7 protein-coding genes are annotated in these 10,722 nt (G+C 45.2%); all 7 read right to left on the bottom strand.

Annotation, left to right across the window (positions count from 1 at the left end):
• Positions 1 to 230: 230 nt before the first annotated feature.
• Positions 231 to 2,762: a bifunctional 2',3'-cyclic-nucleotide 2'-phosphodiesterase/3'-nucleotidase gene (locus LCM00_RS15775; protein ID WP_224903842.1), complete on the bottom strand. Its 2,532-nt coding sequence runs from the start codon at positions 2,760 to 2,762 to the stop codon at positions 231 to 233.
• Between the two features lie 250 nt (positions 2,763 to 3,012).
• Positions 3,013 to 4,482, bottom strand: coding sequence for a sucrose phosphorylase (gene gtfA, locus LCM00_RS15770; protein WP_224903840.1), 1,470 nt, complete (start codon positions 4,480 to 4,482; stop codon positions 3,013 to 3,015).
• A 12-nt stretch (positions 4,483 to 4,494) separates the two neighbouring features.
• Positions 4,495 to 5,451, bottom strand: a complete 957-nt coding sequence (locus LCM00_RS15765; protein WP_224903838.1) for a carbohydrate kinase family protein — start codon at positions 5,449 to 5,451, stop codon at positions 4,495 to 4,497.
• A 188-nt stretch (positions 5,452 to 5,639) separates the two neighbouring features.
• On the bottom strand, positions 5,640 to 7,310 hold the full coding sequence (locus LCM00_RS15760; RefSeq protein ID WP_224903836.1) for a glycoside hydrolase family 13 protein: 1,671 nt from the start codon (positions 7,308 to 7,310) through the stop codon (positions 5,640 to 5,642).
• 269 nt (positions 7,311 to 7,579) lie between these two features.
• Positions 7,580 to 8,416 carry a carbohydrate ABC transporter permease gene (locus tag LCM00_RS15755; RefSeq protein WP_224903834.1) on the bottom strand — a complete coding sequence of 279 codons (837 nt, stop codon included), beginning with the start codon at positions 8,414 to 8,416 and terminating at the stop codon, positions 7,580 to 7,582.
• Positions 8,416 to 9,297 carry a carbohydrate ABC transporter permease gene (locus LCM00_RS15750; protein WP_224903832.1) on the bottom strand — a complete coding sequence of 294 codons (882 nt, stop codon included), beginning with the start codon at positions 9,295 to 9,297 and terminating at the stop codon, positions 8,416 to 8,418. The genes LCM00_RS15755 and LCM00_RS15750 overlap by 1 nt, the downstream gene beginning before the upstream one ends.
• 84 nt (positions 9,298 to 9,381) lie before the next feature.
• Positions 9,382 to 10,698, bottom strand: coding sequence for an ABC transporter substrate-binding protein (locus tag LCM00_RS15745; protein ID WP_224903830.1), 1,317 nt, complete (start codon positions 10,696 to 10,698; stop codon positions 9,382 to 9,384).
• Between the last annotated feature and the right edge of the window lie 24 nt (positions 10,699 to 10,722).

The following is a 10,722-nucleotide window of genomic DNA, read 5'->3' as shown; positions in this document are numbered from 1 at the left end:
CTTCCTTCAGATTCCACGTCACCGTGGACACCCTTGCCTTCAGCTAATGGTTCGCATATCCCAACGCCCATAGCGGACTTGCACCGCCTAGTTGATGAACATGCCCGGCACACAAAAAAGAAGGCAGAGCCAATGCTCTGCCTCCTCCTATTGTCCTTTATCCGCATACAAATCCTGGTGTAGTGTACATTTCAAGTGCCTGACACGCACAGGGCGGCACGCACATCATTTTACTTATCAAGAAGGTATACTACTTTTGCTGCCTGGGCACGGGTTGCTTTATTGCTTGGCTTGTATTGCTTGCCGCCAAATCCTTCTACAAATCCGAGCTGCGCTGCTTTTTGAATGGCTGATTTTGTTTCAGCATCCAATTTGCCGAGGTCTGTGAATTGTGAAGCTTCTGCTTTAACAGCACCATTTTCTTTTTCATATGCACGGATCAGCATTGCAGCCATTTGTGCGCGGGTAATCGGCTTGTTTGGCTCAAATGTTTTAGTGGTTACACCTTTTGTAAGGCCTGCCTCATAGGCAGCAGCTACTTCCTTCGCCAAATCGCCGGATACATCCTTGAATGGTGAGTTTCCTTTAGCTGTAAGTCCCAGAGAACGAACCAGCAGGCTCGCAAATTGGCCGCGGGTAATATTTGCAGACGGGTCAAACGCTGTTGCCGTCTTGCCTTTAACGATGCCTTTCTTCGCTAAACCATAGACATATTCGCTTGCCCAGTGGCTGGCAGGAACATCCTTGAATGAAGGCTCTTCAGCACCTCCGCCTTCATTGCCTTTACCAAGCTCAATTTTAAATACGCCAAAGCCCTTTTCTGTCGTTTTGCCCGTATAAGTGATGTTGTCTGTTTCTTTAGCAAGTTCTGCTGCTTTCGGGTTAGACTCGAAAGTTACATTCGCTTTAACCGGAGTGAAATTCCAGTTATTGTTGACAGATGCATCGATTGTTTTATTTTCTACTACATAGCTCATCATAGCCTGACGATTTGAATCCGGAGCTTTAAGGACTGTATTCACTCCGCCTGGGTTCATCAGCTTGCTTCCAGCTGCACGGTAGTCATTTGTTGCAACAATGAATTCCATGTCAGCAGTTACTGGCTTGCCATCAAACTTCAGGTTCTTGATGCGGTTTGCATTCGCATTGATCAGATTCTGGCCTTTATCATATTTTGGCTTGGACGTAACATCGATATCGTATGTTACACCATCAATAACATCGAAGTTATAAGTAGGGAAATCCGGGTTGATTAGAGACTGCTCCCCTGTTTTGGAAGGATCAATCGTATTGAATTGTCCAGCTGACCATTCAAGCCATTCTTTAAGTGTTGAACCATTTACTTTAACTGCATTGACTACGTTATTATCATAAAGATACAGGTCAGCGATGTTTTTCAGGACGATCGTTCCTGATTTTACATCAGTGAAATCGTCAACTCCGCCACGGCCTGCTTTAAATGGAGCTGCAGCAGAAATTACTGGAAGGTCCTTATATTTGGTGTCCTTTAGGGATTCCTTCACATACCATGTCTGAGCCCTGTTTAAGATTTCCATCGCTGCATTATCTTTCACCAGGCCGAAATAAGTATTCAAATCGCCCTTAAGCTCACCAACCGGGGTCTGCATATATTGAATAGTTGCATCATGCTCAGCTTTTACAGCAGAAACAATAGCAGCATCTTCTTTAGCTGTTACTTCTCCAGCTGTAATCGGATCAAGCTTAGCCTGTCCATCAGTAACATCCCATTTGCCATTGACCTTCTCAATTTTAAGATCAATTAAACCGATGTTATTTCCCCATGATCCCGGCATTAATGTAGGAATTCCGTTGATAGTGCCTTTTTTATTATCGATTCCGTTTCCATCAGCAAAAGAAGGCTTCTCTGCATTAGGGAACATTAGATGCTGATGTCCTGTCAGGATTGCATCGACTCCTTCCACCTTGCTCAGGTAGTACGAAGCATTTTCAATTCCTTCAGCATACTCTTTCATTTTACCGTCCTGATCATACTCGGCAATACCGGAATGTGATAAAACTACTACAATATCAGCGCCGGCAGCCTTCATTTCCGGAACTACTTTTTGAGCAGACTTCACGATATCTTCTACAACAAGTTTTCCTTCAAGGTGCTTAGCATCCCAGTTCATGATCCCTTGAGGGACGAAACCGGTTACACCGACTTTAATTGTATGCTCTTCCCCATCCGTATCCTTAACCTTTTTCTCGAGGATTTGATAAGGAATGAAATAATTTTCTCCCTTTGTGTTCTTTACGTTGGCATTAACATAAGGGAATTCTGCACCCTTCAGGGCTGTGTTAAGGTACTCCAGGCCATAGTTAAATTCATGGTTACCAACTGTTGCGGCATCGTATCCCAACAGATTCATAGCTTTATATACAGGATGGACATAGCCTTCCTTCATTAATCCTTTATTATATACATAATCACCAAGCGGGCTTCCCTGAATCAAGTCTCCGTTGTCAAACAGCATGCTGTTATCCGCTTCTGCACGAACATCTTTAATAAGAGTTGCCGCTTTTGCTAATCCATAGGCATTTGTTGAAGAACCTTTGTAATAATCATAATTCATAATATTTGAGTGGATATCTGTCGTTTCAACAATTCGGAGGTTAACAATGTCTTCATTGCTATTCATTACATCTGCGTACGTAATAGTTGGAGCAACCTGCGGAATAACTAATCCTAAAGCTAATGCTGCACCAGCTACTGCTTTTTTGCCAAACTTTCTTTTCATCATGATTTTCCCCCTTAAGATTCCCTATCACAAACAATAAAATAATAGCACGTAAAAGATTCAAAATCTATTAGTTTTAAAGAAAATTATTTGAATTCAGAACATAGCGAAATAATATTCACGGGAAATTTACTAGAATTTTACTTTCTTTTATGCCCTAATATCATTCGTTGCCATAATATAAAATATGGCACGCTATAAAGACACTTTACCGGATTCTGTCTTTTTAGCGTGCCTGACACTCATATTAAATTTAAACGATATACTCAGTCTTTTCCCCGCTGTCACCGGCATACTCAATGGTACTCTTGTTCGTTTCCAGGTCAATGAACAAGGTGCAGTGTTTGCTGCCGTTTTGCCAGGAGAGGCGGATTTCGCTGTCCGGGGAGTCGAGGACCTGGAATTCGCCGCTGAATGCTTCATAATCATTGCGGAAGCGAATGAGCTGGAGGAGCCTTTGGACGACTGGCTTTTCCAGGGATCCTTCAATTTCATCAAGAGTGAAGTTATGGCGGTTGATTTCGCGGCCTTCACCGGTGCGCGCTACATTTTCCGCATCATTCTCACCGGCAAGCAGTCCGACATAATAGACCTGCGGGACGCCCGGCGTGAAGAATTGAATGGCTCTTGCAGCAAGATAAGCATCATCATCGCTGTTCAGGACGGAATAGTAGGAGCAGCGGATCTGGTGGACATCAAACCCATCCTCTGCCTTGTGTTCTTCAGAAAGGATCAGGCTCAGGTTCGATCCCCTTTCAAGGCAGACATCTACAATGTCTTTCGCTTCCTTTGTATCAATCAGGCCGTCAAGATCTGGCTTAACCGGGATGCCGTCATGGCAGTCGAGCATGGTGAACTGCTTATGCGGACGGTTCTTCAGGTAATCAGCCAGGTTTTTGCTTGATTTGTTGATCAGGGTCTCGAGGACACGGTATGGCAGGATAAAGTCATAGATCCAGAAGCCGTGTTCCGCTAGCTTGTACTGAATGGAATAATGGGAATGAACCTCCGGCAAAAGCTCGATGCCCAGGGAATTCGCCAGCTCCATGATCCAGTCAAGGAACTCGTAAATTTCCGGTTCAACGAAGAAGCAGCTGGTGCCGAGCTTTTTCACGACATAGCCGACCGCATCAAGGCGGACAATTTTCACGTTCTGCTCCTTGAAATTGGTGAAGAAGTCGGTTAATAGCTGCCTGACCTGCTCTGATTTGATATCAAGGTCAATCTGTTCAGAGGGATCTGTCTTGCCAAAAGTGGTCCACACTGTCTCCTGTTCGCCTGTTTCCTCTATTGTAAAGGTAGAATATGGGAGTGGCCTCCGCAGGAACATTTTATCAATATCCTCCTGTACAGGCTGTCCGTCTTCCCAAAGCTTGTCAAGGGTGATGAACAGATCGGCATACTTGGATTGGCGCCCTTTTGCCAAAAAGTCCTGGAAGTACTCGGATTTCTGCGAGATATGATTGACCATCAGATCGACAAGGACATCGAACCTTTCCCCGATCTTCCGGATATCCTCCCATCCCCCGAATGCCGGGTCGATTTCAAGATAGGTAAGCGGGGCAAATCCCCGGTCGCCTGAGGATGGAAAAGGGGGGAGAATATGCACGCCGCCTTTAAAAATATCAGCAAAATGTTCTGTCATAACTTTGTTGAGCATTTTCAGATCGCCGCCGAGGGAGTCTGGATATGTGATAAGCTGTACTTGATTTTTAACTGCCATTTCTAAAACCTCCTACAGTCCGTACAATTCTTTTAGTTGTTCAAGCGGGGGCATGCTGCAGACCGCACCTGTGAATTTTAATTTATAGGCGCTAGCTGCCGAACCCAGCTCAAGGGCTTCCTTTACGGAGAAGCCTTTTACCAGTGCCGTATAAAAGCCTGACCAGAATGCATCCCCTGCACCGGTCGTGTCGATTACATCAGTCGCCAGCGATTTGATGCGAAAGGTTTCTTCGCCATTGGATACAATCGCCCCATCCTTGCCGATCGTCAGGATGACAAGCTTAGCGCCAAGATCAAGGAATTTGCGGATCTGATTTTCATGGGTGTCCTTCCCGAACAGCCGCTCAGCATCGTCCTCCGAAGGCTTCACAATATCAACTTTTCCAATGATGGATTTAACGTACGCAATTCCTTCGGTGCCTTTTTTCCATACCATCTCGTGGTAATTCGGATCCAGACAGACAAGAATATTCTGGCCCCTCGCCTTTTCAATGACTTTTTCAATAGTATGGCGTGCCGGTGCCATGGAAAGCGGCCAGCAGGAAAAGTGGACAATTTTTGAATCCAGCAAAGCCTTTTCTAGCTCTTCCGTGTATTCAAACTGATAGTCTGCCCCGCGGTAAAAGATAGGCTCTGGCGTCCCTTTGCTTTTCGCGACCACAACCATACTGGTGGATGAATCCACGCGCTGAACAAGGCCAGGATCGATCCCTGTCTTGCGAAGATGGCTGATAAGGAAGGTCCCCAGCCTGTCTTCCCCAACTGCAGATGCAACGAGGGAACAGATGCCCAGCCTTTTTACATTCATAGCAATATTGGCCGGTGATCCGCCAAAATAGTTATGATAAACTGCCGGCTCATCTGCAGGACTGTATTCTTCCGAAATCATGTCGATCAGGATTTCGCCTATGGTTAAAATATCGTTGCCTTTCGGCTGGAATTCAATTTTCTCATCTAATTTAAGCATCGTAATCCTCCATTGCTGTACTTTGCCGCAACTGGTATTAAGGGTAATTTTTCTGCTCCTTTTTCCGGCAGACGCGCCTAGTGCTATCAGGCAGTCTGTTCCGATCTAAACCGTCAGGCAGCCTTCGTGACTCTACCTTCTGCAGGAGAAAAACCTTTACAAATAAGAAAAGGGCTGGTGCCCCATTCTTACTTTAAGAGATACACCCTTGTTTCATAAGGGCTTAAAGTGAATTCCTTTTCCAGTTTCGTTTCAGGAACATCATAGTTATTTAAAACCAGTTCACTTGAAGCGCAGCTGATCGCCGCAGGCAGCTCCATTTTTTCAGGCTTATCCTGGAAATTGCAGATCACTATGGCCTTGTCGCTTCCCATTGTCCTGGTGTAGACAAAAAGTTTCCCATGTTCAGGAAGGATAAGCTCGTACTCCCCGTATACAAAGACTGGATTCTCTTTGCGGAGGGCGATCAGCTTTTTATAAAAATGGAGAATCGAATCTTCATCCTTCAGCTGGCTTTCAACATTGATGGTACGATAGTTCGGGTTGAGGCCCAGCCACGTTTTGTTTCCTTCTGTGAAGCCGGCCATATGGGAGGAATCCCACTGCATCGGAGTCCGTGAATTGTCGCGGCCCTGTTTCCAGACGACTTCCATTATTTCATCATGGGGCACGCCTTTTGCGGCTTCCACTTTGTAATAGTTCACCATTCCAACATCGTTATAATCTTCAATGGCAGGGAACTTCACGTTGGTCATCCCGATTTCCTGGCCCTGGTAAATGAACGGCGTCCCCTTCATCAGGAAGTAAAGCGCCCCAAGCATTTTTGCGCTCTCTTTCCAGTACTGCTGATCATTGCCCCAGGACGAAACACGGCGCGGCTGGTCATGATTCTCGATGAATAAAGCATTCCAGCCTCTGTCTTCAAGGCCTTCCTGCCATTTGGTCAAAGCTTTTTTGAGGGCCCTGACATCCACGGTATCTTTCGTATCCTTATCCCACAGGTCAAGAAATTCAAATTGAAAAATCATATTAAAATACCCATTTTCCTCGCCGACCCACTTGTCAGCATCCGGAATGCCCACTCCGTTCGCTTCACCAACAGTCATGACATCATAGTTGCGGATCGTCCTGTCCGCGAATTCTGTAAGGAAATCGTCAATCCCGGGGAAGTTCATCATCTTCGGAAAAGATGGGACCACGTCCAGATTGTCCGGATTAGGCATGTCAGGGAAACCATGCTCTTTTTTGATATGTGAGATGGCATCGATCCGGAATCCATCAATTCCTTTTTCCAGCCACCAGTTGACCATTTCATAGAGAGCTTCCCTGACCTCTGGATTTTCCCAGTTCAGATCCGGCTGGCGTTCAGAGAAGATGTGCATGAAATATTGCTCTGTTTCTTCATCATATTTCCACGCCGGCCCGCTGAAGATGGATTCCCAGTTATTCGGTTCCTTGCCATCCTTGCCGTCGCGCCAGATATACCAGTCCCTTTTTGGATTTTCTTTTGAAGAGCGGGACTCTAAAAACCATGGATGCTCATCACTCGTATGATTGATCACCAGGTCAAGGATCAATTTCATCCCGCGCTTATGGACTTCTTCAAGCAGAAGATTGAAATCTTCCATCGTACCGAATTCATCCATAATATCCTGGTAATCAGAAATATCGTAGCCATTATCATCATTAGGCGACTTATACATCGGGCAGATCCAGATCACATCAATTCCCAGGTCTTTAAGGTAATCAAGCTTTGTCACGATCCCTTTTAAATCCCCGATGCCGTCTCCGTTGCTGTCCATAAAGCTCCGCGGGTAAATTTGATAAGCTACTGCTTCTTTCCACCATGTTTTTTTCATCTCTGTCAAAATCCTTTCGTTGTGCCTGCATTTTTCTTGCAGAATTTAGCCTGGTTGAGGTGTGAAATCAGTGTTAATGGCGTTTTTTTTAAAAAAACTATCTGGTATTGCCGCTGCTTAACGCTGATTCAGCCCACTTTTTCAATAATTCGGCCAGTTTTTCTGTATTTTCTACCTAAAATTGCGGGGATTCACCCCAGAATGTGGGATATTCGCCCTACTTTACACTTTTTACCATTAGACCTAATGTCACTTACCCGGAATCCAGCTTATTTTATAGACCCCTGCATCACGCCATTAATAATCGCACGCTGGCCGATCATGTACATGATCAAGATTGGGATGACGGTCAATAGGATTGCCGGAATCAGCAGTTCCCAGTTATTCATATACGTGCCGTTGAATACCTTCATCTGGACCGGCATTGTATACACTGATTCATTGTTCAGAACCAGTGAAGGCAGCAGGTAATCATTCCAGATCCACAGCACGTTCAAAATGGAAATCGTAACTGCGATAGGCTTCAGCATCGGAAGGACGATCAGGAAGAAGATCTGCAGGGAATTGCAGCCATCGATTCTTGCTGCTTCCTCAACTTCTATCGGGATCGATTTGATAAAGCCATGGAACATGAATACGGAAAGCGCGCTGCCGAATCCAAGGTAGAAAATGATCAATAACGGAATGGGAATCGCGTCAATCAGCTGCAGTTTTGCCCCATAGATATAAATCAGCGGGATCATGAGCGACTGGAACGGGATTACCATTGAGGCAACCAGCACGGTGAAAAAGAATTTATTGAATTTGGACGGCCTTCTCACAAGATGGTAAGCCGCCATGGCAGAGAAAAAGACAATGAACAGGGTGCTCAGGGTGGTAACGATGAATGAGTTCCTGAAGGTGACACCAAAGTTCATCATGTTGATCACATCAGCAAAGTGGGCGAAATTCCAGTTTTCCGGAAGGGCAAAAGGACTGGTCAGGATTTCCCCATTGGTTTTAAATGAGTTGATGATGAGCAAAATAAATGGAAAAATAAAACTTACTAGTGCAATGATTGCCAGTAGATATAGAAAAGTGGTAGTGACAATTTTTTGCCTGGCCATTATGCTTCGACCTCCATTTTCTTGCTGGTATAAACCTGAAAGCCGGTTACAGCCGCTACAATCACAAACAGGATAATGGCCTCAGCCTGTCCTGTCCCATAGTTCGATTCAATAAAGGCTTTATTGACAACATGCATGGATACCATCTTGGTGCTGCCAAAAGGGCCGCCATTTGTGAGAGCGAAATTCAAGTCATACACCATGAATGCATTTTTTAAAGAAAGGAAACCGGTCACTACGAATGAAGGAACCATCAAAGGCAATGTAACATTCAAAAGCCTTCTGAACGGGCCCGCTCCATCGATTTTGGCTGCTTCTATCAGTTCTCTTGGCACACTGATCAATCCGGCGATGAAAATGATCATCATATAGCCCGCTGTCTGCCAGATGGTTACGATGACAAGCGACCAGAAAGCCATGGTCGGATCTCCGAGCCAGCCGAGCTCCAGCCATTCGATGCCAAGCTTGGTGCCGAGTGCGGGAAGCGACTGGACGAAGATGAACTGCCAAATATAACCGAGCACAAGGCCGCCGATCAGGTTCGGGGTAAAATAAGCCGTCCTTAATGAATTCTGGATTTTCAAGCCGGACGTAACCAGGTACGCCAGGCCAAAACCGAACAAGTTCACAAAAAACACGGTTGCCACGACAAACTTAAGTGTCAGCCAAAGCGATTTCCAAAATTCCGTATCTTTAACAGCTTCCAGATAATTCGCCAGGCCTGCAAACACCACCGGATCAGCCGGCGTCTGCATGGTATTAAACGTAAGGAAAAGGCCGTATCCAAATGGGACCAGTACGGTGATACAGAAAAAAAGGAAAACAGGGCCCAGGAATAAAAGCGAATTGCCGATATCACCTATTTTTTTATTTTTCTTCATGCTTCCACATCCTGTCTGTTAGGTAAAAAAAGCAGGCAGGATACGTTCTCTCCGCCTGCTTTTTTGTTTTCACTCTAGTCTGGATTACTCTTGGTGGGTCTTATAATAGGTTTCAAATGCTTTTGCAAGATCTTCTCTCTTGCTTTGATTCGCAATGTACTTCTGAACCTCAGGTCCAAGGATAGTAGTCCAATCCCCTGTGTTGATGTAGTTGGTGCTGAAAGGCATTGTTTTGCCGGCAGCAAGCGCATCACTGATGGCAACGCCAAGCGGGTTGGTCACTTTGTTTGGATTGTTTTTGAATGCTGAGATGATTTGTGATTTATTAACCACGAAATCCTGTCCTGCTTCATCGTATACAAGCCAGTTCAAGAATTCTTTCGCAGCGTCCTGTTCTTCTTTTGAAGCCTTCTTGTTGACTACAAACGCTTGTGTAGGACCAGCCGCAATCTTGTTGTTCAGCGGGTTATCAGGATTGTTGTCGACAGGGACAGGCATGAATCCAAAGTTTGTGCCTTCAAGCGCTTTCAAAGAATCAAAAGCCCAGTTTCCGTTGAAAAGCATCGCAGAATCGCCTTTTCCTACAGCTACGTGCGCAGCATCATAGTATTGGCCTGTCGGACGTGCGCCGAACATATTGTAGTCCTCGGAAATCAGCATATCCATTGTGTCGTAGTAGCCGTTCCAGGCCTCATTCTTAATGTAGTCAAACTCTCCTGCTTTCACTTCTTCAAGCGTAGCATTTGGATCTTCAGACTGGTTAAGGAACAAAGAGCTGTAATGGTTCGCAACTGACCATGCTTCAGTCTGGTAAGCCACAGGCTGCTTCACACCTGATGCCTTGATTTTATCTAAAAGATCTGTCAGTTTATCGCGTGTGTTGATGGAGAATGGATCAAAGCCTTCGCCTGCTGCTTTTTCAACCACTGTCTGGTTGTAAACAAGTCCCATACCTTCCAGGGCGAACGGGAAACCGATTACATTTCCTTCGTCATCTTTAATGGCATCGCTCGTTTCCTCATTCCATTTTTCATCAGACAAATCGATTCCTACATCTTTATATTTATGAGTGGCATCATAAGGAGAAAACATCGCCAATGTAACCGTTTTCCCAGAAGCGGAAAGCTTATCATAGACGTTTAATGCGTCTCCGACTGCGACTGATTCAACCTGTACATTGATGTCTTTATGATCAGCCATGAAATCCTTTGCGGCCTGCTTAAACTGGGCATCGATCTCCCCTTTGCCGTTTGTAACAATAATGTTTACCTTCCCGTCTTTTGAGCCTGTATCTCCTTCAGAAGAATTGCCTGAGCAGGCTGCAAGAGAAAAGGTTAATGCGGCTGCCATGCCGGCAGCGGCCGTCTTTTTGAACATTCCTGATTTAGAGAAATTGAACATTTTTTTACTTCCCCTCTGTTTGAG

This window comes from Bacillus infantis (genome assembly GCF_020171945.1).
GTDB lineage: Bacteria > Bacillota > Bacilli > Bacillales > Cytobacillaceae > Bacillus_AB > Bacillus_AB infantis_A.
The sequence above is the reverse complement of the archived record's forward strand: the minus strand, read 5'-3'. Positions and strand labels throughout refer to the sequence as shown.